An 18192-nucleotide genomic window follows, 5' to 3' on the forward strand; every position below is an offset into this window, starting at 1 on the left:
TAATCTTATCGCGTAGCCCCGATAAATATTTTCAAGCGTACTACGAAACCAAAAAGCCTCAAATCGGAAGATTTGGGGCTTTTTGCATTGAATGGGATGAATGAATTCGATATCTGTTAAATCCCGGTACTTCAAATGCGGACTAACGCTGGTTTTATCAAACAATTAAATTCTATCTTTAATCTTCTAAACACTTACGCAATGATTCAAAAAATAGCCAGTCTTTTATTGCTGTTTCTTATTTTACAAAGTTGCACTCATGCACAGAATTTCGATAAAGCCAAATTAGACAGCTTTTTTGTCGCGCTGAATACGAAAGACCAAAACATGGGCAGTATCGCTATAGCTGTAAACGGGGGCTTGGTTTATCAAAACGCCATCGGTTATAGCCAGGTAAATAAAGAATTAAAAACACCGGCGACTATTGAAACAAAATACCGGATAGGCTCTATCACCAAGATGTTTACGGCAACGATGATCTTTCAGCTGATTGATGAGAGTAAGCTGAGCTTTGACACACCTTTGTCCACGTATTTTCCACAGCTCCCCAATGCCAGGAAGATCACGATAAGAGAAATGCTTCAACACCGTAGCGGACTCCATAATTTTACGAGCGACTCGCTTTATGCAACCTATATGACCAGCTCTAAATCGGAAGCCGAAATGACTGCCATATTTGCCGGGCAGAAATCTGATTTTGAACCGGATACAAAGGCCGCATACAGCAATACTAACTTTGTGCTGCTGGGTTATATTATTGAAAAATTGACGGGTAAACCTTATGCTGAAGAATTAAAAAAACGCGTTACTTCAAAAATAGGCTTGACAGAAACTTATTATAGCACCAAAGCTAATTGGTCTAAAAACGAAGCATACTCTTACAATTACACAGGGCAATGGACACAAATGCCCAAAACAGATATGAGTATTCCTGGTGGCGCTGGCGCTATTATTTCTACGCCGGCCGATCTGGTTAAATTTATAAATGCGCTTTTTGATGGCAAACTGATTAGCCCTGCGAGCTTAGAGCAGATGAAAACGATGAGGGACAATTTAGGTATGGGCATGTTAGCTACGCCGTTTTATGATAAAAAAGGTTATGGACATACCGGAGGCATCGATGGATTTTACAGTTTATTGATGTATTTTCCAGAAGAGAGGGTAGCGATAGCTTATACTTCCAATGGGACACGATATTCCTATATTGATGTGGTACGGGGGCATTGAGCATTTATTTTAACAGGCCATTTACAATCCCGGAGTTTAAAACCATTACGCTAAAAACAACTGATCTCGATCAATACCTCGGTAAATATTCCTGCCCCACATTTCCCTTGAAAATTGTTATAACTAAAAGGAATGCTATGCTCTTTGAACAAGCCGATGGTCAGGGTGCATACCCACTGGAAGCCCAGGGCGACAACAAATTTACTTTCGCTCCAACTAACGCTACTTTTCAATTTGATCCGGCTAAAAAAACGTTCACTGTAATTCAAAATGGAGTTACCCATCTATTTACTAAAATCGACTAATTTAATGCGCCAACTCATCTTCTGAAAGGTAATATCAGTTGCATTTATATTTTCTTTACTAAATTGACTCACAAAAACACATACAAAAGAACCTGTGATTATAGAAAAGCTATTTTCAAATTTCGATAATTATCTGCCACTTAATTCGGCGGAAAAGCAAGATCTGGCGGGGCGGGTTATCCAGCGAAAGATCAAGCGGAAGCAATTCATATTACAGGAAAATGATATTTGCAAGCATTATACCTTTGTAGCTGAAGGTTGTTTCAAAAAGTTTCAGGTGGATGATAAGGGCACAGAACATAATCTGCAATTTGCTGCCGAGGGCGACTGGCTTATGGAGATTGTTAGCTTTTACTTGGAAAAGCCAAGCCGTGTTTATATTGAAGCCATAGAGCCATCAGTTATATTCCAGATCTCCAAGCCTGATCTTTATCATTTGTATGATAGTAACCCTAAGTTCGACAGAAATTTCAGGGTGATTATAGAAAACCGTTTAGTTGAAACAGAGAACAGGGTTTTACAGGCCATCAGTTCAACGGCCGAAGAGCGCTACCTTGCTTTCATTAAGCAATACCCCCACCTGCTGTCGAGGCTTCCAAACACACAAATTGCTTCATACTTGGGTATTACCCCTGAGTTCTTGAGTAAAGTTCGTAAAGATCTCCTCAAAAAATAGGCCTTACTCTTAATCTACCTTAAGGGTATTTCTTAAGTTGCCTTATGTGTTGTTTTGGTTATTTGCAACCATCTTTGTCTCGTCATCAATTAATGATAAAAAATGAACGAGATCAAAGAACCAGAAGCAGCAAACGCTTATGAAAAATGAAAAAACATATGTGTTTATTCCGGGCGGATGGCACGGTAGCTGGGCTTATGACCCGATAACTGAAAGTTTGGAACAGTTAGGAAAAAAGTGTATTTCGTTAACCTTACCAGGGCTTGAACAAGTGGGGATACCAAACAGGATCATCAATTTAGATACGCATATCCAGTTCATCATAGATGTCTTCTTAAGAGAAAACCTTAGGGATGTGATCTTATGCGGCCATAGCTATGCCGGACTGGTTATCACAGGTGTTGCAGATAAAATTCCGGAAAGAATACATGCACTGGTTTATATTGATGCCTACATTCCCAAAGATGGAGATTCCTGCTGGAGTTTGACGAGTGAAGTATACCGGCAACGTTTTGTAACAGGAGCCGGCAATGACGGTTTCACGGTAGCAGACAGACCCGGGTTAGACGATCGAAGAAGACCGCATCCGCTGGCAACATTCATGCAAAGCTTAAGCTTGAATGGAATTTATGAACAGGTGCTTAACCGTACATTCATTTATCTCAGTGGTTGGGAGCAGTCGCCATTTGTTAAACAATATGAGAACTTAAAAGATTCTCCTGATTGGCATGTCGAAACCATACATTGCGGGCACAATGTGATGAAAGAACGCCCGGATAAATTGGTTGACATTTTATACAGACTGGAAGATAAATATAGTGAGGCCAAACGGCTGCCTAATTTGCTGTAGCAAGCGACTTTTTTATTTAGCCAAGCTTTTTTCGCAGCCATTTACGAACCGGCTCATCGTAGTATTTCAAAGCGATATACGCCAGGAAAATGGCTCCTATTAAGATAGCCAGGGCATAGGGCCAGGCTTGTACAATGGTTACACCTTTGTGATTGCTGATCCAGGCCACGTAAAAGTAAACAAGCGGATAATGCACCAGGTAAAGCGGATAGGATATATCGCCAAGAAACTTGCATATGCTGCTCTCTGTTTGAGTATGCACCTGGCCGCTGGCGCCAAGGTAAACGATGAGGGGAAAAACGATAATGATGCAAACAGACTCGTATATCCCATTCATCCAAAGATGCTGAGCGCCGCCAATACGTGGCATATATAATACGAGTGCTATTAAAAGGCTGCACCATAAAAATGCATGCTTTACGCTGGTTGGTTTAACTATGCGCAAGAGCAACAGACCGGCAAAGAAGGGGTATATGGTGCGGGTAATGCCTATGCGCACCTGTTCCACATTAAGGGTCCAGCCACCGCTTACATCGCCATTGGTGATGGCCAGATGCGCCAAAGCCACCGCCGCAATACATACTAATATTGACAAAGTTGTTTTTGAAAATTTTCTGATCCAAACCGCGTAAAGAATGTTGGCGATATACTCAAAGAATAACGACCATCCCACGCTGTTCAAGGGATGCATTTCTTGCCAGCCGCGTATATCCAGCGACAGCGGTATCGGCAGTATGGTGTAACCGATGAGCAAAACCAGCAGCATTTTCCAAAGAGGTACGGTATGGATAAGCGGCCAAAGCGTGGAATCGGTGAAGTAAAAGCCGATGGCCCCCAATGTCATGCCCAGGATCACCAGCGGCTGAAGGCGCTCGATGCGACGTTTAAAAAAAGTGCCGATCGTCATGTTTTGCCAGCGATCGTCATAAGCATAGCCAATAACAAAACCCGACAACAGGAAAAAGAAATCGACAGCCAGGTATCCGTGATTTACGATGATATCCAGATGGCCGGTCCCCAATGGTTCGGTTAAGTGAAAGGTAACTACGATGATTGCTGCAACACCGCGTAACCCATCCAGTATAGGGTAATGCGGTTTGGTGATCAGTTTATTATTGTGCATGTACAGGATTAGAATTGGTTGGTATTACCGGAGCGTACATATGGTATGTTTACTCCGCGGATAAAAATAAATAAAAGGGTTACCGGGATATCTTCGTATTGTGTCAAAATTCATGCATATCGTCTCATTTTAGGATGCTTTGCCTTTTGCTGGTGCAGGAATAACACCACCCATGGGCAAAAGAGCTGAAAGGTCCGGCTAAATAAATGAAACAAATTGCTGTACTTTTGATTTTACTCATGAGCAGCTGCGCTGTACCGAACTGATACCGAATCATGAAAATCAAATTACTGATGTTATTTCTGCTTTTAAGCCTGGGCTGTTCCGCACAGCAGAAGGTTGACCTGTATGAATTAAAATTTACCGAAGATATGGCTGCGCTTATTAAAGATGTGCCGGATGTTCATAAAGGGGAGCTTTTTGACCGGGCGGATATGTTGTCCTATGGTGTCAGCAAAAATTCCTTTTTCTATTTTAAAGATTATTTACCGCAACATGTAGAGCTGCTTTCCTATAAAGGCCAGCTGGTGGGCTACGCGTTTCGGATGCGGACTTTTGAGGATCAGCAAAAAGTAGAAAACTATTTTAAAGCCAAATACAAAATGATTCCGGCCGAAGAAAAATCCCGTCTGGTGAATTCTACCAAGTATGCCGATGATCAGATCCTTGTGGAGTTTGATGCCATAGCCAAAACCTCATTTGACAATGGCATGTTTGGTTATGTGAATGTGAGACGGCCCGATTTCGCAGCCGAATATGAGCGATTGATGAAGCAGTAACTTTGTCATCAGCGAATAATTTCAAGTGGGGCGCCTGTACCCGGTCGGTAAAGATAGATCGGCAATACGCTAACCAGATCTTTGGTTTCACCGATAATTACAGACTTCCCTCTGAACTCATTATCCGTCCTGACCAACGCAACGATGTGTCCGTTTCCAAAAAAAGCCATTTTGTATTTTTCTATCGGGTACATGCTGATGATCTCTTTGCTTTCCTCCAATTTGGGCCAAAAGGTATCATTCTTTTCTTTGGTGCTGATGAAAAAGGCCTGGGAGTTTTCAACTTGTCTTTTATAAAGCATATCCGCTATGGTGTAAACGTCATGTGTTTCATTTGCTTTCCGGTATTGCTCAAAAACGGTGAGTGTTTCTTTCAGGAGTTTTTGTTGATCTTCCTTTTGTAGTAATACCCCGTCGCTCCAGCCTTTTAAGCTATAGGGTACTTCTGCTTCAAATGAGCCTTTATACTCGGCATAGGGCAGGTTGGTTTGCTTGATATCCGGTGTTTCCAGGGTATACAAGGTTTTAAAATCTTCGGGATACTGTTTACTGTAGTCCCCTATCTTCACCTTGATGCTCATTTTGCTTTTATCCGTCAGCGAAGGCTCCGATTGGTAATCGCCCTTCATTGCCGGGTAAAGTCGGATAGTAATAGATTGCGGGCCACTTTTCAAAATAAGATCGGAAACCGGAAATACGGAACCATTGATGTCGCCCTCTTCTGTATTGGTTAAAGCAGGTACATCGTTAATCAGGATCTGATACGTACAGTGGTAGGCGCTGAAATCCAGGATGACCCTTGGGTTCTGATCGTACGTTTTGACCAGCTTGTACATGTTCTGCCAATCCTGTTTGATCTTTTCTTTGTTGAGTGGCTTGCTATTATTTTGACTGCATGAGGTTGATGCGATAGCAAGGAAGGTGATTATACAGAAAGTATACTTCATTTTGTTTAAGATTTAGGTTCACTATGTAATAACAGGGTTAATTTCGGTGAGATGTACCCGGCGGGGTTTTGGTAACATTTGGTATTTGTTGTTTCGAAAGTGATTAAGCTTTGTTGCTTAATTTGGCCAACAATGATAACGGGTAAGTTTTTTCCGGCTTTATTGAGCCGGGCTGCTGCAAGGATAAATGTATTGTTATCTATCCAGGCTACTTCCTGTACGCGTTGTGTGTAGCCATAGTATGCAATCTGCTTCCACCCACCATCCTGAATATGGCCTAATAAGATGTTTTGTTCTACATCTGAGCCGGTGGTCATGAATTTTCCGTTTTTCTTTTCCAGTAACAGGTAACTGTAAATATTAAGCGTATACGCGCCATTTGGCGATGTGCTCAATGCTGCTTTATAGCTGGGGTAAAAAGTTGTTTTGTTTTTCCGTTTTACCGGATTGGTATTTTCAAATTTTTGAGCCGGCGTTTTATTTTTAAAATCAGACAGCTTGAAATTCAGGAATGTTTGTGCCCACTTTTTGAGCGGACCATTGATGGTGGTTTGATAGTTTTTTGGAGATTGTGCGTGGACAAATGAAGGGAGTATGAGTAATAATGCAGTGATAGATAAATTTAGGCATTTGGTCATGATATAGGCTTATTACGTTAGATAACAAGCCAGGCCCGGATTTGTTTAAATCCATTCGTGTTGTCTGTTTAAGGTTTGGTAGTTCAAATAAAGAAGGAATATGAACATTTAGGGTATTTTATGGGTTTACACTTTTTTATGTTTTTTAGTGTATTTGTTTATTATTTAATTGAAAGTCAATGGTTTATAAAAATATTAACCCCCAAAAGTGTAAACCATGTAAACCCACTTTTTTACCGCTGTATCCTTTTCCTGATCCGGCTCAAAGATGGATTCTTGATACCCAGGTAGGAGGAAATATGGTAGGCAGGTATACGGTTAACAATATTGGGGTGCTCGTCTAAAAGCCGGATGTATCGTTGCTCATGCGAAAAAAACAGGAGCTCCTCGGCCCGGCTCTGCGAATAGGTAAAAAACAGCTCCGCAAGCAATCGCCCAAATTTGGCCCAGTTGGGATGCGTTTCATACAAACTCATCAGGTCATGATAGCTGATATATACTATTTCGCAATCCTCCATCGCCTGGATAAAATAATGACACGCGTTGCGGGTAATAAAGCTCCGGAACGAAACGATGAACTGATTTTCTGAAAAGAAAAAGAGATTCGTTTCCTCGCTTGTATCCGGGCGACTGTAGTAAATCCGGAAGATGCCCTTAACCACCAGCCCAAGGTCGTTACAAACCATGTACTGCATATTGAAAAAGTCGCCTTTTTTTATTTTGCGGGGTTTCCAAAGGGATATGCTGTCGGCTATATCTTTTTCGGTTAAAGTGGCAAAACTGGTCAAATGCGCTTTCAGTATTTCATGAGGTTCGGTCACAGCTTCCGGATTTATGTTTTAACAAGTATAATAAATAATCAGGCTGCGTTTACAGTCCCTTTTATAGTTTTTGACAATCTGATGGCAGCGAGCAGAAAATAAAAAGCGCCAAAAGCCGAGTAGCCGGCCAAATTGCTGATGCCCATTGTGGGCGATTTTGCCATGGCAATAAATGCGCCGCCTGCAAGTACTGATTGCCCGCCGCTAATGATCATTGGCCATTGGCCTCCCAATTCCTTTCGCCTGTGCAGGCCAAGTATCAATTGTATAAGACCGGTAACGATAGCCCAGACGCCAAAAACTACCAGCGCCGCCGGAACACCCTTTTGCAAAGCCAGCGCTACGCCAATGGTGGTGATAACACCAATAGCAATGTTTACATATTGCGGCGTTTTTGATACTTGAGGCGGATTGGCCTTGATATCAAACCAGGTCGCAATAACATCCCAGGCCGGGTAGATAATAAAAAGGATGGAGGCGATACCAAAATTGGTTTTGGCGAAAACCGAAACGAGGATAACCCAGATAACAGAAAATGCAACGCGTGCAAAGTAAAGGCTGCGCAAAGACCGGGCAGTTTGAACAGGGCTTGTTGAGCCTGTATTTTTTATAGAATCAATGGATGAGTTCATGACTTTATTTGTTTTTTTGAAGCAAATGTAGCCGCTAATGAAACTGCATTTTTTCACTTAAGTGAAAACCGATATCTCCATATTGTTTCAAAGTTCATACAAATCGTCTCATTTTAGCATCTGTTCAATTGGTGGCGCCTTCATTAGTGCTCGACCTCAACTTTCAACTAAATTTATTTTAATAAGTTTGGATTTCCACCCGAAAACCAATAACCATGTATAAGTCCCGGATTTGTTTAGCATCATTTCTGCTCATCATTAATTGCTCCTGTTTATTTGCTCAATTGCCCACCCTATCCACCCGGTGGACAAAAGCTGCCCTGGATGCCGAAGTTCCGTTTCCCGACTATCCACGGCCACAACTGCAACGCGGTGATTGGCTGTGCCTGAATGGAAAATGGGATTATCGGGGAGGAAAAGATGTTGCCAGCGCGCTCGATCCTGAAAAGCCCATATCCTTTGAAAGTAAGGCCGAACAAATAAAGGTACCGTATTGCCCGGAATCACAGCTATCTGGTATTCAGCGTAAGCAGGAGATCAATATGTGGTATCGGCGCAGTTTTGTAATTCCGGCTGATTGGAAAAGCAAGCAGGTCATTATTCATTTTGATGCCGTGGCCCATCAGGCAACCTTGTTTGTGAACGGACATAAAGCAGGCTTGCACGCGGGCAGCTATGATGCTTTTAGTTTTGACATCACACCCTATTTAACCAGTGGAAAAAACACCTTGGTTTTGGCGGCATATGATCTGAATGACGGTCGGGTACCATCCGGCAAGAGCGGTCCGCGGGGCGATTATACGTTCTGCTCGGGCATATGGCAAACCGTATGGCTGGAGCCGGTAAATAAAGCGCATATTGAAAGCATCCGCCTGCTGCCCGATCTGACTGGCAGCCGCTTAAAAGTACTGGTAAATACCAAAGGCGAAGGAAAAATAGTCGCGGCAGCTCTTGATGGAAACAAAGTAGTTTCGGAAGCAATATCAACCAATGGCACCTACTTTTATCTGCCTATTAAAACGCCAAAACTTTGGTCGCCCGATGATCCTTTTTTATATGATCTTACCATCAGCCTGGAGGATGCTCATGGCAAGGTGACGGATAAGGTAAAAAGCTATTTCGGTATGCGCGATATTCAATTGGGGAAGGTTAATGGCGTTACCCGGACTTTGATCAACGGTAAGTTCATCATGCAGTTGGGACTGCTTGATCAGGGTTATTGGCCCGATGGTGTGCTGACCGCCCCCACAGAAGAGGCACTCAAATTTGATATCCAGTTTACCAAAAACGCTGGCTATAACCTCATCAGGAAGCACATGAAAACCGAACCGCAACGGTTTTACTATTGGGCCGACAAACTAGGCTTATTAGTTTGGCAGGATATGCCTGCCATATGGTATCAGAATGAGGATACTACCAAAACCAGGACTGAATTCAGGAAGGAGTTGAAAACGCTTATCGATCAGCATTATAATTCGCCATCCATCATTACCTGGGTGCCCTTTAATGAAAATTGGGGCGCGTTTGATGTGAAAAATATAACCAACTGGGTGAAGCAATATGACCCATCAAGACTGGTGAATGGCAACTCGGGCTTTAATAATAACCCATCTTATCAGAAAGCTTATGGCGACCCGGGTAATGGCGATTATGTAGATACCCATATTTATGTGGGGCCGTACGGCGCCTCGGTTCCCGACCAACACCGGGCCGCATCATTAGGCGAGTTTGGTGGTGTGGGCCTGTTTGTGCGCGATCATATGTGGCCGGTAGCTAATAACGCTTATGACTATGAACCAACCAAAGCAAGGCTGACCGACAGGTACATTTTCTTGCTCGACGAGGTTGAACAGTTGATGAAGTATAAAGGCCTGAGCGTAGCCATCTATACCCAAACAACCGATGTAGAGCATGAGGTGAACGGCGTGCTTACTTATGACAGGGCTGTTGAAAAAATGGAAATAGAACGGGTTAAGGCAGTGAATGAAGCCGTTATTAAAGAAAGCTATAAGTTGACGCCTTAAGGCTTGCCGCGAAAAGCAAAGGGGCCTATCATATTTATTAGGATTATTATCCCCTAATGCGATGATATCTGCTTTGATGACTTATCAAACACAACCACCGAATTCGGTGCAGGCCGTTCTTTGCTTACCCATGCCGGTTTTACCAGGGGCATCCACAGTTTTTTTCCAAAAGTGGATAAATCAGGATAAGAGCCTGAAAGTTTAAAATGCTCAAATTCAAATGGGATTCCCTCGGCCCCTAATGGCGAATCTTTTGTAGCTATATGAAGATGCAGATGAGGGCCGGTTGTTTGCCCTGTAAAACCTAGAGACGCAATCACCTCTCCCCTTTTTACCTTCTGACCGGGTTTAACTTTTATACTGCCGGGTTTCAGATGCTCGTAAAACACAAATTGATTGTTACCGATTTTAATAGAGATATAATTACCTGTAGCATTTTCTACCGGTGGGGACTGATAGCCGGAAAGTGTTGAACTTTCTGGAAAGTTGTTTCTGACAGAAGCCACAACGCCATCACTCACCGCCAGTACATCATTTCCGTAGCCGTACCAATTCCGGATGGTATCTGCATTATGGGCAGCATATTGGCCATTATTATCCAACTTTATAAAATCAATGGCGAATCGCCCGGGCAGCCGGCCTGTTCCATCTATGGTATAAAATACCCGGCGATGCCCGGTTAACCACGAGGGTTCATAAATGGCGGCCCATGGTCCGCCGTTTAATGGTGGCCCGATGATCAATGGGGCTTCTGCTCCGATCGATATCGAGGCCCCTTTTATGGAAACCCGTGTTGTTTTGCTCCCATTCAACAGATCAAATTCAAGCCGGTGAACAAAATGCAATCCGGTATTTTTGGATGGCAAATTAAACTCCAGGTAAACTACAGCAAATGAGCCCGGCGGTAATATCAGATTATTCTCTTTTGGGGATATCGCCAATCGCTTAACTCGGGATTTTAACCGGGGCTCATCAACATTGAAAATAGTGGATGAGTCGGTAGCGTTTAGCACTTCGAGCGTTTTAAGCCTCAAGGAATCTTTTGCGAAATTGGCGATGTTGAGCTCGTAGTAAATGCATGGTTTGCCATTGATAACCGTTGGAGAAGGCACAAAAGGCACACGTATATCAACCGTGGTTTGATATTGCTGCGCATAGCTTTTCCCTTGCGATAATATAACCGCAATGATAGTACAAAGGATATACTTGTTTTTCGCGGACATTTAATTAGGCTAATTGTTGATACTAAAATTAGCATAATTAAAATGGAGCCATCAAATATATTCAACCGGTATGTCTGAATATTCAACCGGATTGATGATCCGACTAAATAAATATTGATCCGGATGCAACGTATTTGGTAAAGGTGTGGTCTTATGTAAGAAATAAACCAATATCAAATCACATGAAAACATACTTTTTACTATTTGCACTGGCCTGTAGTACAACTACTGCACTGGCGCAGGATGATAGCAGGACACCATATCTTACCAAATCATTAGCCAGCGATGCCATTAACCGGGTTGTGGTAAATACATCGGCCGGTGGTATTTTGGTAAGCGGCAGAAGCGGCGAGGCCGCGCGGGTGGAAGTTTACATCAAAGGGAATAACGGTCGCGATCTTTCAAAAGAAGAGATAAAAAAACGCCTGGATGAAGATTATGACCTGAGTGTTTCGGTTTCGGGACACGAAGTTCGTGCCATTGCAAAAAGCAAGCATAATTTTTCTGACTGGAAAAGACAGATGAGCATATCGTTTAAAATATATGTTCCGGAACAAACATCCACAGATCTTAGAACCAGTGGCGGGGGTATCAACCTTGACAATTTAAAAGGCAACGAAAGCTTTACCACCAGCGGTGGCGGGTTGAATATAGACCGGCTTAACGGCGTAGTACGTGGTGAAACCAGCGGCGGCGGCATCAGCGTTTCCAACTCCGGAAATGATATTAACCTCGAAACCAGTGGTGGTGGTATTATTGCCAAAAACTGCACAGGTAAGATCAGGTTAGAAACATCCGGCGGCGGTTTAACATTAGATAATTTGAATGGAAACATCAACGCCAATACCAGTGGCGGCGGCATACATGGCAACAGTATAACAGGCGAACTGAACACCAGTACATCTGGTGGCGGTATCGACCTCAAACAAATGGATTGCAGCCTAAGCGCTTCAACCAGTGGGGGCAGTCTGAATGCGCAAATAAAAAGAGTTGGTAAATATTTAAAACTGGAAGCCAGCTCAGGAAATATTAACCTGGAACTGCCGCTAAAGCAAGGGCTTAATCTCGATTTGCGGGGCAACCGGGTACAGCCCACCGATAAAATAAATAGCTTTAACGGTGAATGGGAAAAAGATCATGTAAAAGGCAGCGTGAACGGCGGCGGTGCACCGGTTACCGCAGAAGCATCAAGCGGAAATGTAAATGTGAGGTTTAACTGATAGCATAACTAATAACAAAAAAGAAGGGGCCCGCCGATCAGCGGGCCCCTTCTTTTTTGTTATTAGTTCAAAGCTTAAAAATTTAAAGCACAGAATATTAGCATTTTAAATATTATAATATTTAGCCGGTTAAACCAACTAATCTTTTCGTTGTCATATCCCCGATTTATACAAAAACATTAACCTTTCAAACGCAATTTTATGTACAAAAAACTACTACTGGTAGTACTATCAGTTATTGCCCTCCAATCAGCTAAAGCACAAACAGAAAAAGGGAACCAAAGTATTGGGCTCAGTTTTAGTGTAGATACTAAAAGCTCCAATACAAGTTACTATAATAGTGTATCTGGTACTTATAATACTAATGCCAAAGGCAAACAAACTTCATTCAGTGTAGCACCCAGCTACAGTTATTTTATTGCAGATAAGCTGGACATAGGAACATCATTAAGCTATGGACAGTCTACTACAAAATATGATCCGGCTCTTAGTACAGCAACCAAATCAACAAGTAAGGGCTTCAGTGGAAATATATTTTTGAGGAAATATTTTTTATACAACGATTAAAATCGGTATCCGTACCGGGCCATACTTCAGTTATGAAAATGTAAAGCAAACATCTGATTACACAGACCCCATAAACAATAGCAACAGCACTATTGACTATTATGGAGGCGGTCTTAACCTTGATTTTGTTTATTATCCTGCAAAAAATATAGGTCTTGCCGCCCGTTTAGCCGACCTGAGCTATGCTCATCAGAAAAGCAAAGGCTATGTCCAGGGATCATCCAATGACTTTAATTTAAGCTTGGTAAATAGCTTATCCCTTTCTATCTATTACGTATTCGGAAAATAATTAAACCCTACAACCAATCACAATGGGGCCTTAGATCGAGCAGATTTAAGGCTTTTTTGTTTTTTTGATTACGCAAAAGGTGTAAAATTATTTATAAAAATTTAGTTAAAAATGGAATTTATTATCATTAATAAATTGATAGTTAGATAATTGTAAAACAAACTAATTATATTTTAAATAAATAAATATGATGCTGTTTATAGGATGATAAACTTTGTTGATAACCAATTAATCAAGCCAATTTTTAATTCTAAAATATGCGTAGATCTATACTCATTGCAGCACTTATGCTTTATGCTGTGCTTTTTGTACAGGCCCAGGAAATTACCTCACCCGATAAAAACCTCACGCTCAAATTTGAGTTGCAGGGTAACGGTGTGCCAACCTATCAGCTTCATTACAAACAGAGGGAAGTGATAAAACCCAGTAAGCTTGGTTTGGAAACGAAAGATGTACCGTCATTCCTGGATGGGTTTACCATCACCAAAACAGAACAGAGCACCTTTGACGAGTCTTGGAATCCGGTTTGGGGCGAAGAAAAAACTATCCGCAACCATTATAACGAACTGTTGGTAACCTTAACGCAAAAGGCCGTTCAGGACAGGTATATCCGCATTCGGTTTCGTTTATTTAATGATGGCTTGGGTTTTAGGTATGAGTTCCCGTCGCAGAAAAACCTGAACTACTTTATCATTAAAGAAGAACACACCCAATTTGCCCTAACCGGCGACCATAAAGCTTTTTGGCTGCCCGGCGATTTTGATACGCAGGAGTATGAAACAGTGACCTCCAACCTGTCAGAGATCCGTGGTAAAATGAAAGCTGCGGTTACACCCAATGTATCGCAAACTACTTTTTCGCCAACTGGCGTACAAACACCGTTAATGTTGAAAAGCAAAGAAGGTTTATATATTAACATACATGAAGCTGCTTTGGTTGATTACTCCTGCATGTCGTTAAACCTGGATGATAAGAACTTTGTGCTCGAGTCGTTTTTAACCCCCGATGCCATTGGCGATAAGGGTTATATGCAGGCGCCAACACAATCGCCCTGGCGTACCGTGATTGTAAGTGATAAAGCCGCAGGCATACTGGAATCAAGACTGATCTTAAACTTAAATGAGCCAACCAAATACAAAGATGTATCCTGGATAAAACCCATTAAATATGTGGGTGTGTGGTGGGAAATGATCACCGGCAAAAGTACCTGGGCTTATACTGATCTGGAAAATGTACAGCTGGGCATAACCGATTATTCCAAAACCAAACCCAACGGCAAGCACGGCGCTACTACGCAGCATGTAAAGGAGTATATTGACTTTGCCGCCAAAAACGGGTTCGATGCCGTATTGGTTGAAGGCTGGAACCAGGGCTGGGAAGACTGGTTTGGCAAAACCAAGGATTTTGTATTTGATTTTGTAACCCCCTACCCCGATTTTGATGTCAAAGAACTGCATCGCTATGCCGCCGAAAAAGGTGTCAAGATCATCATGCATCACGAAACATCGGGCTCGGTACGCAACTATGAGCGCCATTTGGATACCGCGTATAAGTTTATGGTAGAGAATGGCTACAACGCCGTTAAAAGTGGCTATGTTGGGCAGATTATCCCCCGGGGCGAACACCATTATGGGCAATGGCTGGTCAATCATTACCTGTATGATATTACCAAAGCCGCCGACTATAAAATTATGGTGAACGCGCATGAAGCTATAAGGCCCACAGGCCTGTGCCGCACCTACCCCAATTTGATTGGTAATGAAGCTGCCCGTGGAACGGAATATGAAGCTTTTGGCGGCAACAATCCCGATCATACCACCATCCTGCCCTTCACCCGGCTCATGGGTGGCCCGATGGATTATACCCCGGGTATATTCGAAACGCAATGCAGTGTTTACAATCCGGATAATAAATCATTTGTACACACCACATTGGTGCATCAGCTGGCTTTGTATGTAACCATGTATAGTCCGCTGCAAATGGCTGCCGACCTGCCCGAAACTTATAATAAATACATGGACGCTTTTCAGTTTATCAAAGATGTTGCTGTTGACTGGGATGAGAGCCATATACTGGAAGCAGAGCCGGGCGATTATATCACTATTGCCCGTAAAGCCAAAAATAAAAACGAGTGGTACATTGGCAGTATTACCGACGAAAACCCGCGCGTAGCCAATATCTCCTTCGAGTATCTGCCCAAAGGTAAAACGTATGAGGCAACCATTTATGCCGATGGTAAGGATGCCAGTTATGATAAAAACCCGAAAAGCTATGCTATACGGAAGATCAAAGTAACGTCTAAAACTATACTGAAACAGCCTGTTGCCTCTGGTGGCGGCATGGCCATCAGTATCAAATAAAGGATGAGCGCAGGGAGATAAGTGATCGAAATATATTGGTTAAGTGGAACCCGCTATTCATAGCGGGTTTTTTTGTGCGGGATTCACCCTATCGATATCACCCGATTTTTGCTGCGCCGGTTTTTTCTTATCTTGCATTTTTTGAAAACGAAATGAAGAGACTCTCCTTTTTAACGTTATTGGGCCTTTTTGCTGCTACTTTAACATTTGCACAACAACCGGATTTTATTGAAAACAAACTCGACGCCTATATTAAACAAGGCTTAACAGACTGGAACCTTCCGGGTTTGGCCATCGCCATTGTGAAAGATGGTAAAACCGTGATCATGAAAGGTTACGGTGTTCGGGATATCAAAACCAATGAACCGGTTGACGAAAACACCTTGTTCATGATAGCCAGCAACAGTAAATTGTTTACCGGTACGGCACTGGCGCAGCTTGATGTGGATAAAAAACTGTCGCTTGATGATAAGATCACCAAATATTTCCCGGGTTACTCGGTGTATGATGCTTCTACCACACCTTTACTTACCATAAAAGATTTACTGGGACATCATTTAGGCACAAAAACCTTCCAGGGTGATTTTACCTTCTGGAACACTACCCTGTCCCGCCAGGAAATTATGAACCGGATGAAACTCCTGAAACCATCTATGGAATTCAGACAGAGTTTTGGCTATTGCAATAGCTGCTTTTTAACCGCGGGGCAGGTGATCCAGCAAGTGACCGGCAAACCCTGGGAAACTTATGTTCAGGATAGCATCCTTACCCCGCTGGGCATGAGCAATACCTATCCGCTAACTGCGGGTATGGCTGCGCGTAAAGGCGTTTCGAAACCATATACTAATGCTTTTACCGGCCAAATGGTTGAGTTGCCGTATGATCAGGTAGATAACCTGGCGCCTGCAGGCAGTATTGTAAGTAACGTAAAAGATGTGGCCAAATGGCTCACCATGCAGTTAGATAGCGGCCGCTATGAAGGCAAACAAATCATCGCTTGGAAGGCCCTTCAAAAAACCCGCGACGAAAATACCATTGTGAGCAGCAGGCCTTCAACAGTATATCCTATTCATTTCAGGGGCTATGGCTTAGGTGTTTTTGAGGCTGATTATAACGGTAAACAAATTTTTTGGCATACCGGCGGCGCAAATGGTTTTGTAACCAATACCTGCTTTGTACCCGAAGAAAAACTGGCGATAACCATTTTAACCAATAACGATAATCAAAGCTTTTTTGAAGCCCTGCGCTACCAGATCCTGGATGCCTACTTGGGCGTTCCTTATGTTGATCGCAGCTTGGCTATGCTGAAATCCTTTAACCCCGATCAGAAGGAAACCGTAAAGAAAACCAACGATATGCTGGCGCGTGTAAAAGGGAAGGCTACTGAACTTCCGCTTGCTGCTTACGCCGGTAAATATCAAAACCCGCTTTACGGACAAATGGATATATCGGTCAACAAAAAAGACCTGTTGATAAAATTCAGCAATCATCAATACCTTACCGCCTCACTCAAATATATGGACAATGGCGAGTGGATATTGGCCTACAACAATTTGGCCTATGGTATTTTTCCGCTAAAATTTAAAACCGATGGCAGTAAAGTAGTCTCTACAGAAATTAAAGTAAATGATGGGTTAGAGTATGATCCGTATTTGTTTACGAAAGAGAATTAATAGATAAAACATCATGAAAAAGCCGTTGCTGATTTCCTGCAACGGCTTTTTTTATAAACTGATCACTCTAGTTAGCTGTGTTGGATACCGGCTTACTGATATACCCTGATTTATATAATGCCCGGTTAACATCTCCGGCTGATACATTTTCTGCCCGGTATATAACCCTGTCATTACCCAGCCAAACCTGTTGAGCTGTTTTCAGATCGACCAGGTAATAAAGAAATAAGAAATTGGGATTGCTTCCCGTTACCGTATCATTATGATGGGTTGTTGACGTTTGTGAACCCCAGGAAGTACTTAAGCCAATAATCAAAACAGCTTCGGCGCCACTACTCTGCAGCCTGTTCAAATAATCGTTATAGGAAACATTTTCATGTATTTTGAATACATCCGAAGATTTAATTATGCTTGTTGCCGGAGAGGATAGCTTGCGTGTAAACATCTCTTCCAGCGTTGTTCGGATCTGAATGTCTTTCAGGTTGTTAAAAACAGGATTCACAATACTATCGAATGATTGCTTACTAAAATCCCGGAGCTCGCCGTGGGTATTGATAACTGTGAGCGCTATTTTTTTGTAAGTATGATCGGCCTGGGTTGGGGTAACCGTTTTTAGTGTTGTACCGCAGCCGGTAACTAAAAAGAGGGATACCGATAAGGCCAGATATTTTAATTCGCCTGGTATACTGAAATTGGGAGATGGTTTGAATAAGGTCATATAACTCGTATTAGATGTATTATAGGAGTTATAAATAATAAAAGGGTTTAATATAATAATGCATGTAACTGCACTATTACAAAACAAGCCCCGCTAAAACGAGTAATTAGATATTTGTTC

The 18192-nt window shown here is 42.4% G+C and carries 17 protein-coding genes; 10 read left to right on the plus strand and 7 right to left on the minus strand.

From position 1 onward, the window contains the following. Positions 1-201: 201 nt before the first annotated feature. From FHW89_RS07065 to FHW89_RS07080, 4 genes are all read left to right on the plus strand, one after another. On the plus strand, positions 202-1227 hold the full coding sequence (locus FHW89_RS07065; RefSeq protein WP_172334310.1) for a serine hydrolase: 1026 nt from the start codon (positions 202-204) through the stop codon (positions 1225-1227). 137 nt (positions 1228-1364) lie between these two features. Beyond that, positions 1365-1532 (plus strand): hypothetical protein, encoded by a 168-nt coding sequence (locus FHW89_RS07070; RefSeq protein WP_172334311.1) that lies wholly within the window; start codon positions 1365-1367, stop codon positions 1530-1532. Between the two features lie 94 nt (positions 1533-1626). Next, entirely contained in the window at positions 1627-2208 is a 582-nt protein-coding gene (locus tag FHW89_RS07075) for a cyclic nucleotide-binding domain-containing protein (protein WP_172334312.1), read from the plus strand. A gap of 139 nt (positions 2209-2347) precedes the next feature. Further along, entirely contained in the window at positions 2348-3058 is a 711-nt protein-coding gene (locus tag FHW89_RS07080; RefSeq protein WP_172334313.1) for an alpha/beta fold hydrolase, read from the plus strand. Between the two features lie 16 nt (positions 3059-3074). Here FHW89_RS07080 and FHW89_RS07085 read toward each other — a convergent pair whose 3' ends face one another. After that, complete coding sequence (locus FHW89_RS07085; RefSeq protein WP_172334314.1) at positions 3075-4181, minus strand: acyltransferase; 1107 nt, start codon at positions 4179-4181, stop codon at positions 3075-3077. Positions 4182-4456: 275 nt separating this feature from the next. On the opposite strand from FHW89_RS07085, the gene FHW89_RS07090 reads away from it, so the two are divergent. Next, the gene (locus tag FHW89_RS07090) at positions 4457-4960 is read left to right on the plus strand and encodes a hypothetical protein (RefSeq protein WP_172334315.1); all 504 of its coding nucleotides are present in this window, start codon (positions 4457-4459) and stop codon (positions 4958-4960) included. A gap of 8 nt (positions 4961-4968) precedes the next feature. Here the strand turns inward: FHW89_RS07090 and FHW89_RS07095 are convergent, their stop codons facing one another. The 4 genes from FHW89_RS07095 to FHW89_RS07110 all read right to left on the minus strand — a co-directional run bounded on the left by FHW89_RS07095 (position 4969) and on the right by FHW89_RS07110 (position 7998). Then, positions 4969-5907: a hypothetical protein gene (locus FHW89_RS07095; protein ID WP_172334316.1), complete on the minus strand. Its 939-nt coding sequence runs from the start codon at positions 5905-5907 to the stop codon at positions 4969-4971. A 5-nt stretch (positions 5908-5912) separates the two neighbouring features. Then, positions 5913-6545, minus strand: coding sequence for a hypothetical protein (locus FHW89_RS07100; protein ID WP_172334317.1), 633 nt, complete (start codon positions 6543-6545; stop codon positions 5913-5915). A 233-nt stretch (positions 6546-6778) separates the two neighbouring features. Further along, entirely contained in the window at positions 6779-7366 is a 588-nt protein-coding gene (locus tag FHW89_RS07105) for a cyclic nucleotide-binding domain-containing protein (RefSeq protein WP_172334318.1), read from the minus strand. A gap of 38 nt (positions 7367-7404) precedes the next feature. After that, a complete protein-coding gene (locus tag FHW89_RS07110; protein ID WP_172334319.1) occupies positions 7405-7998 on the minus strand; it encodes a DUF308 domain-containing protein in 594 nt (197 codons plus the stop codon). 215 nt (positions 7999-8213) lie between these two features. Between FHW89_RS07110 and FHW89_RS07115 the strand changes: the two genes are divergently transcribed. Further along, positions 8214-10022, plus strand: a complete 1809-nt coding sequence (locus FHW89_RS07115) for a glycoside hydrolase family 2 protein (protein ID WP_172334320.1) — start codon at positions 8214-8216, stop codon at positions 10020-10022. Positions 10023-10075: 53 nt separating this feature from the next. Here FHW89_RS07115 and FHW89_RS07120 read toward each other — a convergent pair whose 3' ends face one another. Further along, entirely contained in the window at positions 10076-11245 is a 1170-nt protein-coding gene (locus FHW89_RS07120; RefSeq protein WP_172334321.1) for a M23 family metallopeptidase, read from the minus strand. Between the two features lie 182 nt (positions 11246-11427). Here FHW89_RS07120 and FHW89_RS07125 point away from each other — a divergent pair, with 182 nt between their 5' ends. The 4 genes from FHW89_RS07125 to FHW89_RS07140 all read left to right on the plus strand — a co-directional run bounded on the left by FHW89_RS07125 (position 11428) and on the right by FHW89_RS07140 (position 17354). After that, positions 11428-12465 (plus strand): DUF4097 family beta strand repeat-containing protein, encoded by a 1038-nt coding sequence (locus tag FHW89_RS07125; protein WP_172334322.1) that lies wholly within the window; start codon positions 11428-11430, stop codon positions 12463-12465. 201 nt (positions 12466-12666) lie between these two features. Then, positions 12667-13032 carry a hypothetical protein gene (locus FHW89_RS07130; protein WP_172334323.1) on the plus strand — a complete coding sequence of 122 codons (366 nt, stop codon included), beginning with the start codon at positions 12667-12669 and terminating at the stop codon, positions 13030-13032. Between the two features lie 546 nt (positions 13033-13578). Further along, complete coding sequence (locus FHW89_RS07135) at positions 13579-15681, plus strand: glycoside hydrolase family 97 protein (protein WP_172334324.1); 2103 nt, start codon at positions 13579-13581, stop codon at positions 15679-15681. A 152-nt stretch (positions 15682-15833) separates the two neighbouring features. Next, entirely contained in the window at positions 15834-17354 is a 1521-nt protein-coding gene (locus FHW89_RS07140; protein WP_172334325.1) for a serine hydrolase, read from the plus strand. A 67-nt stretch (positions 17355-17421) separates the two neighbouring features. Here FHW89_RS07140 and FHW89_RS07145 read toward each other — a convergent pair whose 3' ends face one another. Continuing rightward, complete coding sequence (locus FHW89_RS07145; protein ID WP_172334326.1) at positions 17422-18072, minus strand: hypothetical protein; 651 nt, start codon at positions 18070-18072, stop codon at positions 17422-17424. Positions 18073-18192: the final 120 nt, after the last annotated feature.

It is taken from the genome of Mucilaginibacter sp. SG564 (assembly GCF_013149275.1).
GTDB lineage: Bacteria > Bacteroidota > Bacteroidia > Sphingobacteriales > Sphingobacteriaceae > Mucilaginibacter.